Annotated in this window: 18 protein-coding genes; 13 read left to right on the top strand and 5 right to left on the bottom strand. The window is 64.9% G+C overall.

The features are described from left to right. Positions 1 to 61 precede the first annotated feature (61 nt). Positions 62 to 256, bottom strand: coding sequence for a heavy-metal-associated domain-containing protein (locus tag ACSFBL_RS17970; protein ID WP_435517153.1), 195 nt, complete (start codon positions 254 to 256; stop codon positions 62 to 64). A gap of 53 nt (positions 257 to 309) precedes the next feature. After that, on the bottom strand, positions 310 to 588 hold the full coding sequence (locus ACSFBL_RS17965) for an acyl carrier protein (protein WP_435517152.1): 279 nt from the start codon (positions 586 to 588) through the stop codon (positions 310 to 312). A 172-nt stretch (positions 589 to 760) separates the two neighbouring features. Here ACSFBL_RS17965 and ACSFBL_RS17960 point away from each other — a divergent pair, with 172 nt between their 5' ends. Both ACSFBL_RS17960 and ACSFBL_RS17955 read left to right on the top strand, forming a co-directional pair. Then, positions 761 to 1,450 (top strand): response regulator transcription factor, encoded by a 690-nt coding sequence (locus ACSFBL_RS17960; RefSeq protein WP_435517151.1) that lies wholly within the window; start codon positions 761 to 763, stop codon positions 1,448 to 1,450. A gap of 2 nt (positions 1,451 to 1,452) precedes the next feature. Beyond that, entirely contained in the window at positions 1,453 to 2,826 is a 1,374-nt protein-coding gene (locus tag ACSFBL_RS17955) for a sensor histidine kinase (protein ID WP_435517377.1), read from the top strand. 203 nt (positions 2,827 to 3,029) lie between these two features. Here ACSFBL_RS17955 and ACSFBL_RS17950 read toward each other — a convergent pair whose 3' ends face one another. Next, on the bottom strand, positions 3,030 to 4,130 hold the full coding sequence (locus ACSFBL_RS17950) for an alkene reductase (protein WP_435517150.1): 1,101 nt from the start codon (positions 4,128 to 4,130) through the stop codon (positions 3,030 to 3,032). Between the two features lie 118 nt (positions 4,131 to 4,248). On the opposite strand from ACSFBL_RS17950, the gene ACSFBL_RS17945 reads away from it, so the two are divergent. Continuing rightward, positions 4,249 to 5,469 (top strand): YbfB/YjiJ family MFS transporter, encoded by a 1,221-nt coding sequence (locus ACSFBL_RS17945; protein WP_435517149.1) that lies wholly within the window; start codon positions 4,249 to 4,251, stop codon positions 5,467 to 5,469. Positions 5,470 to 5,563: 94 nt separating this feature from the next. Here the strand turns inward: ACSFBL_RS17945 and gstA are convergent, their stop codons facing one another. Continuing rightward, positions 5,564 to 6,172: a glutathione transferase GstA gene (gstA, locus tag ACSFBL_RS17940; protein WP_435517148.1), complete on the bottom strand. Its 609-nt coding sequence runs from the start codon at positions 6,170 to 6,172 to the stop codon at positions 5,564 to 5,566. A gap of 176 nt (positions 6,173 to 6,348) precedes the next feature. On the opposite strand from gstA, the gene ACSFBL_RS17935 reads away from it, so the two are divergent. The 9 genes from ACSFBL_RS17935 to ACSFBL_RS17895 all read left to right on the top strand — a co-directional run bounded on the left by ACSFBL_RS17935 (position 6,349) and on the right by ACSFBL_RS17895 (position 14,536). Continuing rightward, positions 6,349 to 6,534 carry a DUF1328 family protein gene (locus tag ACSFBL_RS17935; RefSeq protein ID WP_093106971.1) on the top strand — a complete coding sequence of 62 codons (186 nt, stop codon included), beginning with the start codon at positions 6,349 to 6,351 and terminating at the stop codon, positions 6,532 to 6,534. Between the two features lie 226 nt (positions 6,535 to 6,760). Continuing rightward, a complete protein-coding gene (locus tag ACSFBL_RS17930; RefSeq protein ID WP_435517147.1) occupies positions 6,761 to 7,684 on the top strand; it encodes a transglutaminase-like domain-containing protein in 924 nt (307 codons plus the stop codon). Between the two features lie 162 nt (positions 7,685 to 7,846). After that, positions 7,847 to 9,787: a tRNA uridine-5-carboxymethylaminomethyl(34) synthesis enzyme MnmG gene (mnmG, locus tag ACSFBL_RS17925; RefSeq protein WP_435517146.1), complete on the top strand. Its 1,941-nt coding sequence runs from the start codon at positions 7,847 to 7,849 to the stop codon at positions 9,785 to 9,787. Then, a complete protein-coding gene (gene rsmG / locus ACSFBL_RS17920; protein ID WP_435517145.1) occupies positions 9,784 to 10,422 on the top strand; it encodes a 16S rRNA (guanine(527)-N(7))-methyltransferase RsmG in 639 nt (212 codons plus the stop codon). Before mnmG ends, rsmG begins: the two co-directional genes overlap by 4 nt. Before the next feature lie 59 nt (positions 10,423 to 10,481). Beyond that, positions 10,482 to 11,096, top strand: coding sequence for a LysE family transporter (locus tag ACSFBL_RS17915; RefSeq protein ID WP_435517144.1), 615 nt, complete (start codon positions 10,482 to 10,484; stop codon positions 11,094 to 11,096). A 58-nt stretch (positions 11,097 to 11,154) separates the two neighbouring features. After that, positions 11,155 to 12,021: a ParA family protein gene (locus ACSFBL_RS17910; protein ID WP_435517143.1), complete on the top strand. Its 867-nt coding sequence runs from the start codon at positions 11,155 to 11,157 to the stop codon at positions 12,019 to 12,021. Positions 12,022 to 12,038: 17 nt separating this feature from the next. Further along, positions 12,039 to 12,581 (top strand): RBBP9/YdeN family alpha/beta hydrolase, encoded by a 543-nt coding sequence (locus ACSFBL_RS17905; protein ID WP_435517142.1) that lies wholly within the window; start codon positions 12,039 to 12,041, stop codon positions 12,579 to 12,581. A gap of 5 nt (positions 12,582 to 12,586) precedes the next feature. Continuing rightward, positions 12,587 to 13,528, top strand: a complete 942-nt coding sequence (locus tag ACSFBL_RS17900; RefSeq protein WP_435517141.1) for a ParB/RepB/Spo0J family partition protein — start codon at positions 12,587 to 12,589, stop codon at positions 13,526 to 13,528. A gap of 105 nt (positions 13,529 to 13,633) precedes the next feature. Beyond that, positions 13,634 to 14,536 (top strand): CsgG/HfaB family protein, encoded by a 903-nt coding sequence (locus ACSFBL_RS17895; RefSeq protein WP_435517140.1) that lies wholly within the window; start codon positions 13,634 to 13,636, stop codon positions 14,534 to 14,536. A gap of 74 nt (positions 14,537 to 14,610) precedes the next feature. Here ACSFBL_RS17895 and ACSFBL_RS17890 read toward each other — a convergent pair whose 3' ends face one another. After that, a complete protein-coding gene (locus tag ACSFBL_RS17890) occupies positions 14,611 to 16,035 on the bottom strand; it encodes an FAD-binding oxidoreductase (protein ID WP_435517139.1) in 1,425 nt (474 codons plus the stop codon). Between the two features lie 67 nt (positions 16,036 to 16,102). On the opposite strand from ACSFBL_RS17890, the gene ACSFBL_RS17885 reads away from it, so the two are divergent. Further along, entirely contained in the window at positions 16,103 to 16,687 is a 585-nt protein-coding gene (locus ACSFBL_RS17885; protein ID WP_435517138.1) for a cob(I)yrinic acid a,c-diamide adenosyltransferase, read from the top strand. The last annotated feature ends 38 nt before the right edge of the window (positions 16,688 to 16,725 follow it).

Raw genomic sequence — 16,725 nt, 5'->3', positions numbered from 1 at the left:
ACTATCTGCGTTTTTTTCCACACTTCCTGGACTTTTGGCCCGGGAAAGCGGTTCTGATCGCCTATTGGGCTTTATAGCCCGCGTTTTCGATCGCCAGGATGATGTCCTGTCGCGGGTGACCGCTCATGACGTCGACGTGGCCGGTCTCGAGGTCGACCGTGACCTGCGCTTCCGGATCGATGGTCTGTACCGCCTGCTCGACCATGCTGACGCAGTGGCCGCAACTCATGCCCGTGACCTGGAACTTCTGGCTCATCGTGGTTGCTCCTTCATTTGGAAGAGACCCCCAGTGTGAACCTTCTCACGATGTCAATGTCCAGCAAGGGGACGCTGGGGCAGGGTATTGAAGTACGTGTCTTCGATCAGTTCGCAAAGGCGTTGCAGCGTGATGGCGCCCTGCCGCGGATCGAGCGTGGCACCGGGAATGCGCAGCCGGAAGGCGTCTTCGACGGCAAACACCAGTTCCAGCTGATCGAGTGGCTTGAGGCCGAGTTGCGCCAAGGCTACGTTGGGCTGGAGCACGTCGCGCGGCAAGCGGAAGTCGTTTTCCAGGATGGTCGCGATGGTGTTGAAGGTCGGCGAACTCATGGTCTGAATCTCCTTGCCCGCAGGCTTGCACCATCGGCGCGAAGCCCATGAAAAAGGCCGCGCAAGCGGCCTACGGTCGTATCCTCATCGGTCGTTTATCGCGTCGTTGCGCTGACGGCCTCCTGACCCTCGCGTACGGTACAAACACATACCTTTTTTCACCTCACACCCCATGCGAATCCTCCTGGTCGAAGACGATGCCGTGCTGCGCAGCGTGATGCTGCGAAGCCTCGGGGATGCGGGCCACCGCGTCGATGTTGCAGCGAGCGTCGAGGAGGCCGACCACCTCTGGCGTGTGCAGACCTTCGATGCCGTGCTGCTCGACCTCAACCTGCCCGCGACGGCCAGCCCGACCAGCGGACTGGCGAGCGGGCTCACGGCCCTGCGCCACGCGCGCGCGCGCGGCGACCGCACGCCGGTGCTCGTGCTGACCGCACGCGATCGCACGGAGGAGCGCATCGCAGGGCTGGACGCCGGCGCCGACGACTACCTGGGCAAGCCCTTCGATCTGGCCGAGGTCGAGGCCCGTCTCCGCGCCCTGGTGCGGCGTGCGCAGGGCACGGAGGACATCGCCACGCTCGGGCAACTCCGGCTGGATCGCAGGGCCCGGCGCTTCGCGATCGGCGGGGTTCCGCTCGACCTCCCCGCGCGCGAGTTCGAAGTGCTCTGGGAGTTGATGAGCCCACCGGGCCACACGATCAGCAAGCGCGAACTGTCGGACAAGCTTTCGACCTTTGACGAGTCGCTGGGCGACAACGCGTTGGAGGCTTTCATCTCGCGCCTGCGCAAGAAGCTGGCCGGCAGCGGCGCCGCGATCCGCACGCTGCGCGGGATCGGCTACCTGCTGGAAGCGGAAGTGTGAACGTGCGCGCGACGGCAGGGGCCGGCGCAGGCCCGGCGCCCTCGCTGACCGCGCGCGTGCTTCGGCGCGTCCTGTTGCCATTGGCCCTGACCTGGCTGGTGGGTACCGCGGTGGCGCTGTTCGTCGCCAGCTATTTCACCGAGCAGGCCTTCGATCGCGAGATGCTCGACGATGCCTATGCGGTCTCTGCCAACGTGCAGGCGGGTGAGCGCGACATCGAACTGCTGCTGTCGCCGCGCGAGGTCAACAGCGTCCTCTTCGATCAATCGGAAACCGTGTTCTTCGCCGTACTGCGGCCCGACGGATCGTTGCTCGCCGGGCATGCGGGCCTGGAAGCACCCGAGCCGGAAGAGGGCGCGCGCTACCGGTTCTCGCGCGTCGTCTACCAAGGCAAGGAGTTGCGGGCAGTGGTGTTGAACCACGAGAAGCCCAATGCCTATCGCGTGGTGATCGCGCAAACCACGCGCGCACGCGCCGTGCTCGTCGAGCGGTTGCTGATCTACTCGCTGGCGCCGCAACTCGTTCTGCTGGTCCTGCTTGCCGCGTGGCTGTGGCGCGGCATTCAACGCGAGCTTCGTCCACTCGGCGAACTGCGTCAGACGCTGGAACAGCGCGATGCCCACGACCTCGCGCCCGTGCCGGTAGCGCGGAGTTCTCGCGAACTCGAACAACTGGGTGACACGCTCAACGCGCTGCTGGACCGACTCGCCCAGAGTGCCTCGGCACAAAGGGAGTTCGCAGGCAACGTCGCGCATGAACTGCGCACACCGCTCGCCGGCATTCGCGCGCTTGCCGACTATGGTCTGGCGCAGCGCACGCCAGCCGTGTGGCGCGAGCAGCTGGAGCACATTGCCGCAAGTCAGGCACGCGCGAGCCATCTGGTGGATCAGTTGCTTGCGCTCGCGCTGGCCGACGAAGGACGCACCGGCCTGCAGCGCGAGCCGCTGCGGCTGGATCAGTTGGTACAGGAGGCCGTGCTGCGCCATCTCGCACGCGCCGACGCGCGCGGCGTGGACCTGGGTGCGCTCGGCCTCGATGAAGTCGTGACGGTGGAGGCGAACGCCGCCCTGGTCGAGGGCATCCTCGACAACCTGATCGACAACGCGCTCCGCTACGGCGGGCGCACCATCACCATCGAACTGGCGGACTCCACGCTGGCCGTCGTCGACGACGGCCCCGGCATACCCCCGGAGGCCCAGCGCGACCTCATGCAACGCTGGGCCCAGGGCCCTGCCGGCCAGAAGCTGGGACAAGGCGCCGGCCTCGGCCTCGCCATCGTCGCCCGCTACGCAAAACTCCTCGGCGCAGAACTCAGCTTCGCAAAGGCATCCCCCGAAGGCGGCCTCCGGGTCAGCGTAGCCTTCGCCCCCGACTGACCGCTACCCAACGCAATTCAAGGAACCCCGCGGAACCGGCTCTGCCGGCCGCCGGGGTTGCCCCCGGCAGGAGGAAGGCGGCCGCGCGATGTGGGCGGGGGGGCGAGCTCAGAAACCCCGCGGAACCGGCTCCGCCGGGCCGCTGGGGTTGCCCCCGGTAGGGGGTAGGCGGCCACACGAAGTGGGCAAGCCTGGGGGCGAGCTCAAAGCCTCGGGTAGTCGATGTACCCCGCCTCGCCGCCACCGTAGAACGTGTTCTTGTCCCATGGATTCAGCGGCGCCCCTTCGCGCAGACGACGCACCAGGTCGGGGTTGGAGATGAACGGCTTGCCGAAGGCGATCAGGTCGTCGCCTTCCTTCAGGGCCTCTTCGGCCAGCGGCTTGTCGTAGCCGTTGTTCACCATCCATGCGCCCTTGCCGCCGGCCTCGCGGTAGGCTGCCTTGAGGGCTTCGTAGTCGAACGGACGATCCTCGATCTCGCGCGGGCCGCCAGTCGCGCCTTCGATGACGTGGATGTAGGCAAGGCCGAGCGATGCGAGTTGTTTGACGACATAGTCGAACAGCGGCTGCGGATCGTCGTCATGCACGTCGTTGGCGGGCGTGACTGGCGACAGGCGGATGCCCGTCTTGCCGCCGCCGATCGCATCGACGACGGCGCGCGTCACTTCGAGCAAGAGGCGCGCGCGGTTCTGGATGCTGCCGCCATAGTCATCCGTCCGCTTGTTGCTGCCGGTCTTGAGGAACTGGTCAAGCAGGTAGCCGTTGGCGCCATGGATCTCGACGCCGTCGAAGCCCGAGGTCTCGACCGCGTTGCGCGCAGCAACCGCATAGGCATGCACGATGCCCGGCAGTTCGCTCGCGTCGAGCGCACGCGGCTCGGAGGTCTCCGTGAAGGTCGGAACGCCATCCTTGATGAGCACCGTCTTGGTCCTGGCGGTGATCGCGGACGGCGCGACGGGCTTGGCGCCTTCGGGTTGCAGTTCGGTGTGCGAGACGCGACCCACGTGCCAGAGCTGCACGACGATCTTCCCGCCTTCGGCGTGCACCGCATCGGTCACGCGCTTCCAGGCGTCGAGCTGCTCCGTGCCATAGAGCCCGGGCACGTCCGCATAGCCCTGCCCCTGGTGGCTGATCGCCGTCGCTTCGGTGATGAGAAGGCCGGCACTCGCGCGTTGGGCGTAGTAGGTGGCGGTGATGTCGCGCGGAACCGCGTTCGGCGAGCGGTTGCGCGTGAGGGGTGCCATCACGATGCGATTGCTCAGCTTCAGGTCGCCGGCCTGGACGGGGTCGAAGAGGGAGGACATTGATGGTGTTGCTGGTTGATGTGAGGAACGATGGAGAGGGTAAACGCCGTACGTCATCCCCGCTGTCGCGAGGTTGTCGATTTGCTGCTAAGCGATGCCGCAGAATGGCTGCGCACCCATGACGCCGACCGCCGCCACGCTCACGCCCGCACAAGCATTGCGCCTGGCGCTCGCGTTGTCGCTGGGCGCCGCAGTGTCGCTGGGCATCACGCGCTTCTCCTACGGCCTGTTGTTGCCGCCGATGCGCGCCGACCTCGGCTGGAGCTACACGCTGGCCGGCGGGATGAACACCGCGAATGCCGCTGGTTATCTGCTCGGCGCATTGATGATGCCCGCCTTGATGCCACGCTTCGGACCGATTCGCCTACTGGTGGGAGGCGCGGTGTGGGCCAGCGTGTTCATGGTGGCGAGCGGCTTCTTCACTTCAGCGCCCGCATTGCTGTTTCAACGGCTGCTTGCCGGATTGGCAAGTGCCTGGGTGTTCGTCGCCGGGGGCCTGCTCGCGGCGCGGCTCGCCACCTTGCAGCCCTCGCGGTCTGGCTTCCTGCTTGGCATTTACTACGGCGGTACCGGGCTGGGCATCACGCTGTCGGCCTTGCTCGTGCCGGCCGTGTTGCAGGCTGCCGCGACGACACCGCACGGCTGGGCCTGGGCGTGGTGGGCGCTGGCGGTGGCGAGCTTCGCTGCAACGGCGGTGATGGCGTTGGCGATGCGGGCGCTGCCTGCGGAAGCGCGTGCACATGTGCCTGCACCGTCAGCCGACGCGCCCCGTTCGACGCCGACGCCGGTGTACCGCTTCGGCTGGGCGCTCGCTGGCTACACGCTTTTCGGTGCCGGGTACATCGGCTACATGACCTTCGTGATCGCCCTGCTGCGCGAGCAGGGTGCTCGACCGGCCGACATCACGACCTTCTATGCGCTGCTCGGCGTGGCCTGCGTGGCATCGTCGCGCCTGTGGGCGGGTCTGCTCGACCGGTTTCGCGGCGGCGGACCGCAGGCAGTGCTCAACGCCTTGCTCGGCATCGCCACGTTGTTGCCGGTGCTCAGCCCGTCGTGGCCGATGGCGATGGCTTCGGGCCTGCTGTTCGGCGCCGTGTTCCTCTCCGTCGTGGCATCGACCACCGCACTCGTGCGCCACAACCTTCCTGCCGCCCAGTGGGCCGCAGGCATCAGCGCCTTCACGATCGCCTTCGCGCTCGGCCAGATCGTCGGCCCGACCGTGACCGGCTGGATCTCCGACGGCAAAGGCGGCCTGGCCCGCGGCCTCGTCGCCTCCGCGATCACGTTGTGGGCCGCCGCCCTGATCGCATCACGCCAACGAGAGCTACGCGATTCGTGAAACACCACGGATCCGGCTCCGCCGGTCCGCAGGTGTTGCCCCCTCGAAGGGGGAAGGCGGCCACACGAAGTGGGCAAGCCTGGGGGTGGGCGTATTACTTAATCAGCCCCTCAGCCTTCATCGCCTCCTGCACCGCAGGCCGCGCGCCAACGCGCGCATGCCACGCCTTGAGGTTGGCGAAGTCCGCGATGTCGACCCCGGTCGGCTGGGCCCAGTTCGTGACGGTGAACAGGTAGCCGTCGGCGACCGTGAAGTTCTCGCCCATCAGATAGTCCTTGCCTTCGAGCTGGCCGTTGAGCCACTCGTAGCGCGACTTGAGCTTGGTCTTGAAGCTGTTCTTGGCTTCGTCGGGCATGTTCGGGTTGAACAGCGGCGAGTAGCTCTTGTGGATCTCGGTGCCGATGAAGGTCAGCCATTCCTGCAGGCGGTACCGCGACAGGGTTCCGTTGGCCGGTGCGAGGTTCTTGGTCGGGGCCAGGTCGGCGATGTACTGGACGATCGCGGGGCCCTCGCGCAGGCGCGTTCCGTCGTCGAGTTCGAGCAGCGGCACATAGCCCAGCGGATTGATGCCGTAGTAGTCGGTGCCATCCTGGAGCTTGTGGCTCTTGGTGCTGGCGAGCATGGGTTCGAAGGCCACGCCGGCTTCGCGCAGCGCGATGTGGGGAGACAGCGAGCAGGCGCCCGGCGAGTAGTAAAGCTTCATGCGAAAACTCCAGTGAAAAGGCGGAATGCGATTTTGCAAGCGGAGGTCGATGCTAGCGGGTTTGGGGCGTCGCGTTTTTGTCCTACGGCCGCTTGCGCGCCGCGACTATGAGCGTCGACGCCGCCGCTTTTTAAGCTTGCGCCGCTGCGGTGGAGGGCCATCGCAAGGAGTTGTTCATGTTGAAGTACGCCATCATCTTTGCCGTCATCTCGTTGATTGCCGGTGCGCTGGGCTTTGGCGGCGTCGCCGCGGGCGCGGCGGGTATTGCCAAGGTGCTGTTCGGTCTGTTCCTGATCCTTGCCGTCGTGTTTCTGGTGCTGGCGGCATTGGGCGTGGGCGCAGTGAAGAAGGCGCTGGACTGAAAGTGGGAGCGTCTTCGATGCGGTGGCCGCGCGTACGGCCTCTGGTGGTGCTGCTGCAAAGTCCGGCGCATCGCGTTCTGCGCGTGCTCCACGTGACGCAATCCCACTGGCACTTGCCATCCCGGCCTGACGGTGCGAGTGGCTCGCCTCATGGGCGGCTCGGCGCGCAGTCCTGATTCGATCAACTCATCCAGCGAAGGCTGTGCCCGCAGGCGCAGGGAGGATCATGCATTTCTCGCACATTGACGCGGTGCTCGAGTACGAAGTCTCGGCACCGTCGCACCTGTTGCTCAACATCGAGGCGGCGCGCAGCGGCTCCCAGGCGCTCATCAGCGAGGACCTGGTGATCGAGCCCGCGGTCGAGATGCAGGCCTTTTGCGACGATGGCAACGGCAACCGTTTCATCCGCTTCGACGCCGCGCCCGGGCCGCTGAGGATTCGCTACAAGGCCAGCGTTCAGCGCGCACATGTGGATGTGCCGACCGACCTGCAGGAAGTGCCGGTGAACGAGGTGCCCAACGAGATCCTCCACTACATGATGCCGACGCGCTATTGCGAGTCGGACTTGATGTCGCGTTGCGCGCAACAGCTGTTCGGCGACCTGCCGCCCGGGATCGGACGCGTGCAGGCGATCGTCGACTGGATTCACGAGAGCATCACGTACGAGCCCGGAAGCAGCGACTCGACGACGACGGCGCGGGAGGTGTTCGTCGAGCGTGCCGGCGTATGCCGCGATTTCGCGCACCTCGGCATTACCTTTTGCCGCGCACTGAATATCCCGGCGCGGCTGGTCGTGGGCTATGTCTGGTTCGATGAGCCGCCGCAGGACTTCCACGCCGTGTTCGAAGCCTGGCTGGGCGGGCAATGGGTGCTGTTCGATGCGACGCGCATGGCGCCGGTCGATCGCCTCGTCCGCGTGGGCACGGGGCGTGATGCGAAGGACGTGGCGTTCTGCACGATCTTCGGTCCCGTCACCATGACGGGGAAGACCTTGATGGTGCGCGAACTCCAGGACGAACGCGCGGCAGTGCATGCGGAGCCGGAACCCAGCGGCCTGCTCGTTGGTATCGAAAAGCCGGTTCCTGTGATGCCGCACGATGCCGGGGATAAGGGTCAGGCTGCCGCTCATGTTGTTGCGGTAGAGAGCTGAAGCCGCATTGCTATCAAAAAGATAGCAATAAATCCAGATTGGATGCCGATCTTGAAGGGGTTCGGGCATTCGATCAGCATGCCCCCAAGGGCGGCACGAAGTGGCTTGAGCGATTAAAATTGGTGCCCCTTTCCGCAGCGCACGCGACAGTGCGCCACTCCCATGCTCTATCCCGAAGAATTCGACGTCATCGTTGTCGGTGGCGGCCACGCCGGCACTGAAGCCGCGCTGGCGTCCGCCCGAATGGGCGCCCGCACCTTGCTGCTCACCCACAACATCGAAACCCTGGGGCAGATGAGCTGCAATCCATCGATCGGCGGCATCGGCAAGGGCCATCTGGTGAAGGAGGTCGATGCGCTGGGCGGCGCGATGGCCATCGCGACGGATGAAGGCGGGATCCAGTTTCGAATTCTCAATTCCAGCAAGGGACCGGCCGTGCGTGCGACGCGCGCACAGGCGGATCGCGTGCTCTACAAGGCGGCGATCCGCCGTCGGCTGGAGAACCAGCCTAATCTGTCCTTGTTCCAGCAGGCCGTCGACGATCTGATGATCGAGGGCGACCGGGTGGTCGGTGCGGTGACGCAGGTGGGCATTGCATTCCGTGCGCGCACCGTCGTGCTGACGGCTGGCACTTTCCTCGACGGCCGGATCCATGTCGGACTCGACAACTACCAAGCAGGGCGTGCGGGCGATCCACCGGCGGTCAGCCTGTCGGCGCGGCTCAAGGAACTGAAATTGCCGCAAGGGCGCTTGAAGACGGGCACCCCGCCGAGGTTGGACGGCCGAAGCATCGACTTTTCGAAATGCACCGAGCAACCCGGCGATGGGGGCGGAGCAGGACCGATGCCCGTGTTCAGCTTCATGGGGCGAGCCGACATGCATCCGCAGCAGATGCCTTGCTGGATCACCAACACCAATGCGCGCACGCACGAGATCATCCGGTCCGGCTTCGATCGCAGCCCGATGTTTACCGGCAAGATCGACGGCGTCGGACCGCGCTATTGCCCGAGCGTCGAAGACAAGATCAATCGATTTGCCGACAAGGAAAGCCATCAGATCTTCCTGGAGCCGGAAGGGCTGACGACCAACGAGTACTACCCGAACGGGATCTCGACCAGCCTGCCGTTCGACATCCAATACCAGCTGGTCCGCTCGATGGCGGGCTTGGAGAGCGCGCACATCCTGCGGCCGGGCTATGCGATCGAATACGACTACTTCGATCCGCGCGAACTCAAGAGCAATTTCGAGACGCGCGCCATTCAGGGCCTGTTCTTCGCCGGCCAGATCAACGGCACGACGGGATACGAGGAAGCGGCTGCGCAGGGGCTGTTCGCGGGTATCAATGCTGCACTGCAGTGCAGGGGAGAGGCGGCTTGGCTGCCCCGTCGCGACGAGGCGTACCTGGGCGTCCTCGTCGATGACCTGATCACGAAGGGCGTGACCGAGCCCTATCGCATGTTCACGAGCCGGGCTGAGTTCCGACTGCAACTGCGCGAAGACAACGCAGACATGCGATTGACGGAAGCGGGTCGCAAACTGGGCTTGGTCGATGATGCGCGTTGGGATGCGTTCTCACGGAAACGCGATGCTGTTTCACGTGAAACAGAGCGCCTGCGCTCGATCTGGGTCAATCCGCGGAATCTGCCGGCAGCCGAGTCGGAGCGCGTGCTGGGCAAGGCCATCGATCACGAATACAACCTGGGTGATCTGCTGCGTCGGCCCAACGTGAGTTATGAATCGCTTATGTCATTGGATGGCGGCAAATACAGTGCTGCCGAACCGTTGGGCGAATCCGAGGTCGAGCAGATCGAGATCGCAGCCAAGTATTCGGGCTACATCCATCGCCAGCACGACGAGGTCGAGCGAGCCGCGCATTTTGAGAATCTCAAGCTGCCTGCGGATCTGGACTACGGGCAGGTCAAGGCGCTGAGCTTCGAGGTGCGCCAGAAGCTGACCAAGCATCGTCCCGAAACGCTAGGCATCGCTTCGCGCATCTCCGGGGTGACGCCAGCGGCCATCTCGCTGCTGATGATTCATCTCCGCAGAGGTGGGCACCGTGCCTTCGTCCGTGACGGGGCGCCAGAGGCCCAGTCCGCAGAATGAGCCAGGAACAGCAGCTGCGCGAGGGCGCCCAAACGCTTGGCATTGAGTTGACAGCCCGGCAGAGCGAACAGCTCTTGGCCTACGGGGCGATCATCCTGAAGTGGAACAAGGTCTACAACCTCACCGCACTCCGGGATCCGGCGAGTGTCTTGACTCATCATTTGCTCGACAGTCTCTCGGTTATCAAGCCTCTTTCCAGGGAACGGGCGGGAGGCGCCAAGCTGCTGGACGTCGGGGCCGGCGCCGGGCTTCCTGGCGTGGTGATCGCCATTCTTCGGAGCGACATCGACGTGACCTGTGTCGATGCCGTGGCGAAGAAGATGGCCTTCGTCCAGCAAGTTGCGTCCGAACTTGGCCTGCGCAATGTCCGTGGTCTGCACGCCCGTGTAGAGACATTGACCGGAAGCTATGACGTCATCAGCTCCCGCGCCTTTGCATCGTTGCCTGATTTCGTCAGTGGCTCCTCGCATTTATTGGCTCCGACGGGTGTCTGGCTCGCCATGAAGGGCAGGGTGCCCAGTGACGAGATTGCCCAGTTGCCGGCCGGAATAGAGGTGTTTCACGTGGAACAACTGTCCGTTCCGGGCCTCGACGCCGAGCGCTGCGTCGTCTGGATGCGAAAACCCGTCCTCTGACCGGCGTCCGCCGCGTCGACCTCGCTTAGACTCGACGCACCCCCTTCTGAGGCAATTTCATGTTCGGCATCGCTGATTACGGCGCGTTCGTCGCGGCCATCATTCTTTTTCTGGCGATTCCCGGGCCGGGAAACCTTGCCTTGATCACATCGACCAGCAAGGGCGGAATTCGGGGCGGATTGGCGGCGACCATCGGATTGATCGCCGGAGACCAGGTGTTGATGTGGGCAGCGGTCGCAGGCGTAGCGACGCTGCTGACCGCCTATCCCGCTGCGTTTAGCGCGGTCCAATGGCTGGGTGCCGCCTATCTGGCGTGGCTCGGCTTCAAGATGCTGCGCACCAAGCCGGGCGCCGCTCCCATCCTCAACATCAAGCCCCGGCAGTATTTGCGCCAAGCCTTGATGATCACGCTTCTGAATCCCAAGGCCATCGTCTTCTACATGGCGTTCTTCCCGCTGTTCGTCGACCCATCCCGTCATCAGGGCCTCACGACCTTCGCCGTCATGGCGTTGACGATCGCAACCCTGACATTCCTCTACGGCCTTAGTGCGACCTTGTTGACACATTTCTTGGCCGAACGCATGCGCGCCAACCCCCGGATTTCAGGGACGCTCAACAAGCTGGCCGGCGTCTTCCTGATCGCTTTTGGCGTCAAGCTGGCGGCTTCCTCGTGAGCATGAAAAGCCCGCAAGCCTGCATTTCGCCGTCCGCGCCGAGGAAGGGCTCCTGAACATGGCCAAGATCTTCTGCATTGCGAATCAGAAAGGCGGTGTCGGCAAGACCACGACCACGGTCAATCTTGCCGCAGGCCTGGCGAAAGTCGGCCAGCGCGTGCTCATGATCGACCTGGATCCACAGGGCAATGCCACGATGGGTTCCGGAATCGACAAGCGCCAGCTTGAAACGACGGTATATGACGTGCTGCTCGAATCAGCCTCCGTGGCCGAAGCAAGGGTGAATGCCGAAAAATGCGGCTACGACGTTTTGGGCGCCAATCGCGAACTGGCTGGCGCTGAGGTCGAAATGGTCACCCTCGACCGTCGGGAGAAGCGACTGCGGACCGCCCTGGCCGCCGTCGGCGCCGAGTACGACTTCATCCTGATCGACTGCCCGCCAAGCCTGAGCCTGCTCACGCTCAACGGGCTGTGCGCCGCGCATGGTGTGATCGTGCCAATGCAGTGCGAATATTTCGCCCTCGAAGGACTGACCGATCTGGTCAACACGATCAAGCAGGTGCATGCCAACCTCAACAAGAACCTGCAGATCATCGGCCTGCTGCGCGTGATGTTCGATCCGCGCATCACGCTGCAGCAGCAGGTCAGCGAGCAACTCAAGGCGCATTTCGGCGACAAGGTCTTCGATACGGTGATCCCGCGCAATGTGCGACTGGCGGAGGCCCCGAGCTACGGGCTTCCCGGCGTCGTTTTCGACCCGGCGGCCAAGGGTAGCCAGGCCTTCGTGGCCTTCGCTCAGGAACTGGTCGAGAAAATGCCTCCCGCAAGTGCGCTGGCCGCGGAGTCGCCTGCGCCGGTCACGCCCATCGCGCCCGTGCCGATGGACCCGCCGCCTGTGGCTGTCCAGCTTCCGGACGGTCCCTGAAATCGTTTTCGCCAGAGATGACTGTCACGAAAATCCTGCTGCTGCCCGGTTGGCAGAACAGCGACCCCAACCATTGGCAGAGCCGTTGGGAAGCCATCTACGGTGATCACCGGGTCGAGCAGCACGACTGGATGCGCCCCCTGCGCGGCGACTGGTCGGCCCGCCTCGAAGAGGAGATCCTCGCAGCGCCGGGCCCGGTCGCGCTGGTCGCGCACAGTCTCGGATGCATCCTCGTTGCCGCGTGGGCGGCCCATTCGCGAAACACCGGCAAGGTGCGCGCCGCGTTGCTGGTCGCTCCCGGCGATCTGGAGCGCGACGACGTCCGCCAGATGATTCCCGGCTGGGCACCCATCGTTCGCCAACCGTTGCCGTTCCCCGCCCTGTTGATTGCCGCCCAGGACGACCCCTACTGCGATGCGAGCCGCTCCCACCAGATGGCCCGCGACTGGGGTGCACGCCACATCGATGCCGGCAAGCGCGGCCACATCAACAGCGAATCCGGCCTGGGCGACTGGCCCGAAGGCCGCGCGCTATTGAACGACCTTTTGAAAGAAGACTGATCTCCATGGCCACCAAAAAACCCAAGGGCCTCGGCCGCGGACTCGAAGCCCTGCTCGGGCCGACCTTCAACGGGCCGGACCACGGGTCGGCCGAAGACATGCCGACGCCCAACCCGACGACCCTGAACCTCGACCAGATGGTGCCGGGCGTCTACCAACCGCGAACGCGCATGGACGAGGGTGCGCTGTACGAACTGGCCGAGAGCATCAAGGCGCAGGGCATCATGCAGCCGATCCTCGTGCGACGCCTGGACGCAGATGCAGCGCGTGCCAAGAACGCCGAATTCGAGATCATCGCGGGCGAGCGCCGCTTCCGAGCGGCAAGTTTGGCGGGGCTGGAGAGCGTGCCAGTGTTGGTGCGGGATGTGCCCAACGAGGCGGCCGCCGCGATGTCGCTGATCGAAAACATCCAGCGCGAAGACCTCAATCCGCTGGAGGAAGCCCAAGGCCTCCAACGCCTGGTCGCCGAGTTTGGGCTCACTCACGAATCGGCCGCGCAGGCAGTGGGTCGTTCGCGAAGCGCCGCCAGCAATCTTTTGCGACTGCTCAATCTGGCGGAGCCGGCACAGGCGATGCTGATGGCCGGCGATATCGACATGGGTCACGCCCGCGCGCTGCTGTCGCTCGACAAGGGCACGCAGATTACCGCGGCGAATCAGATCGCAGCCAAGAAGCTCTCGGTGCGCGAGGCGGAAGCCCTGGTCAAGAAGTTGGCGGCCGAATTCAGTCTCACGCCGTCGCCTCGCCGTGGCGCAGCCGAGAAATCGCGGGATCTTCTTCGCGTGGAGGAAGAACTCGCCGACCTCCTGGCGGCCGAAGTCGAAGTCCGAATTAAGAAGCGCAGCCGACGTGGCGGCCGCATCGAGGAGAGCGGCGAACTCGCGATTCACTTCGGCTCGCTCGATGCCCTCAACGGATTGATCGACCGGATCCGCCAAACGGCATAGCTCGCGCGACGCGCTCCTGGCTTTCCGGGCGATTGATTCATCCGGTTACTTGGATCTATTCTCTGGTTCAGTTTTTAACCAGAAAGTATTAAGAGGGATCCAGCCATGGACAACACGAGACTCTCGCTCGCGGCCTTTGCCTTGGGTGCCATCTTCCTGACCGGATGTGAAACCACGGACATGCAGATGGGCAGCCAGAGCGCGAAGACGGTGGCCACCGGCAGCGCGGCGGGCAGTGCGTCTACGAACACCAACACCGCGCTCGAGAAATGCGCGTCGCCGCTCGGCACGGTGTCGCTGGTCGAGAACCAGACCGCAGGCTGGTACACGATCCTCCGCAACGAATACAAGCTGCCGCCCACAGCCAATCTGCTGCGCCTGCTGGTGCAGCAATCGAACTGCTTCGTGGTGGTCGAGCGCGGCGCGGCCGGCATGAACGCCATGTCACGCGAGCGCCAGCTGATGCAGTCCGGCGAGATGCGACAGGGCAGCAATTTCGGCGCCGGCCAGATGGTCGCTTCCGATTACGGACTTTCGCCGGAGATCGTCTTCAGCAACCAGAACGCGGGCGGAGTCGGGGGCGCGCTGGGCGGGCTGGTGGGCGGTCGCTACAGCGGCGTGATTTCCGCCGTCGGCGGCAGCATGCAGACCAAGGAGGCCAGCGCGATGCTCACGCTGGTCGACAACCGCTCGGGCGTCCAGGTGTCGGCGTCGGAAGGCAGCGCATCCAAGACCGATTTCGGCGCCTTCGGTTCGGTCTTCGGCGGAAGCGGCGCTGCAGGGCTCGGCGGCTACACCAACACGGCGGAAGGCAAGATCATCAGCGCGGCTTTCATGGACGCGTTCAACCAGATGGTCATCGCCCTGCGCGACTACAAGGCGCAGACCGTGCAAGGGCAGGGCCTCGGCGGCGGCGGCCGTCTCGGCGTGGACGGTGGGGCCGCACCCTCGCAAACCTCGGCACCGGCCGCGAAGCGCACGGGCAACGGAACCAGCACGAAAAAATAAGGCATCGCTCAGGGTGTGCAAAAGCCCGGCGGCTCTTTCGAGCCCCGGGCTTTTGTCTGGGTGCGCGGCGATGGCTAGAGACTGAAGATCTTGCCGGGATTCATGATGTTCTTCGGATCCAGTGCGCGCTTGATCGTCCGCATCATGTCGACCGCTCCGGCGCCGGCCTCGGTGACGAGGAAGCCCATCTTGTGCAGGCCGACACCATGTTCGCCCGTGCAGGTTCCCTCGAGCGCGAGCGCGCGCGACACCAGCGCGTGATTCAGTTTCTCGGCCGTCACGCGCTCTTCCGGCGCGTTGGGGTCGAGCAGATAGCCGAAGTGGAAGTTGCCGTCGCCCACGTGGCCGACGAGGAAATAGGGGATGCCGCTGGCATCGGCTTCCGCCACGGATTCGAGCAGGCAATCGGCCAGGCGCGAAATGGGCACGCAGGTGTCGGTCGAGATCACTCGGCAACCGGGACGCGATTGCACGGCGGCGAAATAGCTGTTGTGCCGCGCGGTCCAGAGGCGCGTCCGCTCTTCGGGCGTGCTGGCCCATTCGAAGGCATTGCCGCCATGGCCGCTGGCCAGCTCCTGCACGGTTTCGGCCTGCTCCTTCACGCCGGCCGGCGACCCGTGGAACTCCATCAGCAGCATCGGTTCCTCGCGCAGGCCCAGCTTGGAATAGGCGTTGACCATGCGCACGGTGTTCACGTCGATCAGTTCCACGCGCGCGATGGGCACGCCCAACTGGATGATCTCGATGGTGGTGCGCACCGCAGCCTCGATGCTCGGGAAGGAGCAGATCGCCGCCGACACCGCCTCCGGCAGGGGATAGATGCGCAAGGTGATCTCGGTGATGACGCCCAGCGTGCCTTCGCTCCCCACGAGCAGGCGCGTGAGGTCGTAGCCCGCTGACGACTTCTTGGCCCGCGTGCCCGTGCGGATCACTTCGCCGCTGGCGGTGACCACTTCGAGCGCCAGCACGTTCTCGCGCATCGTGCCGTAGCGAACCGCATTCGTGCCGCTCGCGCGCGTCGCCGCCATGCCGCCGATCGAGGCGTCGGCACCCGGGTCGATCGGGAAGAACAGGCCCGTGCTCTTGATCTCCTCGTTCAGCTGCTTGCGCGTGACGCCGGGTTGCACCGTCACCGTGAGATCGTCGGCGTTGACGGACAGTACGCGGTTCATGCGGCTCACATCGATGCTGATGCCGCCTTGCACGGCCAGCAGATGCCCTTCCAGCGAGGAGCCTACGCCGAAGGGAATCACCGGCACGCTGTACTCGCTCGCGAGCCTGACTGCGTCCGCCACGTCCTGGGTGCTCTCGGCAAAGACCACGGCGGAAGGCGGCGGCGCATCGAAGGACGACTCGTCGCGACCATGCTGCGAGCGCACCGCCAGCGCGGTGGAGCAGCGATCACCGAAGCGGGACTTGAGGGCCTCGATCAATGCGTCCGGCACCTCGCGCAGTGCGATCTCCGGCGTGAGATGGGAAAGAGCGGTGGGGGCGTTCATCGAGACGATCTCCTGAAGGGTCTAACATTCTACGAACCGCATTCGCAAAAGCTACGGAAGACACCCCATGGGCAATCGCCTCACTCAGATCGCGACGCGCACCGGCGACGACGGAACCACCGGCCTCGGCGACAACACGCGCGTTCCCAAGGACCACCTGCGCGTCCACGCGATGGGCGACGTCGACGAACTCAACTCCAACATCGGTGTGCTGCTTTGCGAGCCGATGCCGCCCGCTGTTCGCGAGCTCCTGGTCGACGTGCAGCACCAGCTCTTCAACCTGGGAGGCGAACTGTCGATGCCCGGATTCACGCTGCTCAAGGCCGATGCGCTTCTGCAACTGGACAACGCACTCGCCGAGCACAACGCCGCATTGCCTCGCCTGGCCGAGTTCATTCTCCCGGCAGGCACGCGCGCCGCCTCGCTGGCCCATGTATGCCGCACCGTCGCACGGCGGGCGGAGCGTGCCGTCGTCGCGCTGGGCGCAAATGAGGAAATCAACGACACGCTGCGCCGGTACCTCAATCGTCTGAGCGACCTGCTCTTCGTGCTCGCGCGTGTGCTCAATCGCATCGACGGCGGCGACGACGTGTACTGGAAGAGCGAACGCATGGCGCGAGCCGCTGCGGGCGAGCGGGCTTCCGGGGCTTGAGAGACATCTCTCGGAACTCGGCTTTACCTGCCTTCACC

This window comes from Variovorax glacialis, from assembly GCF_051216375.1.
Classification (GTDB): Bacteria; Pseudomonadota; Gammaproteobacteria; order Burkholderiales; family Burkholderiaceae_C; genus Variovorax.
Note: the sequence above shows the minus strand (reverse complement) of the source record. Positions and strands in the feature narration are given on the sequence as shown.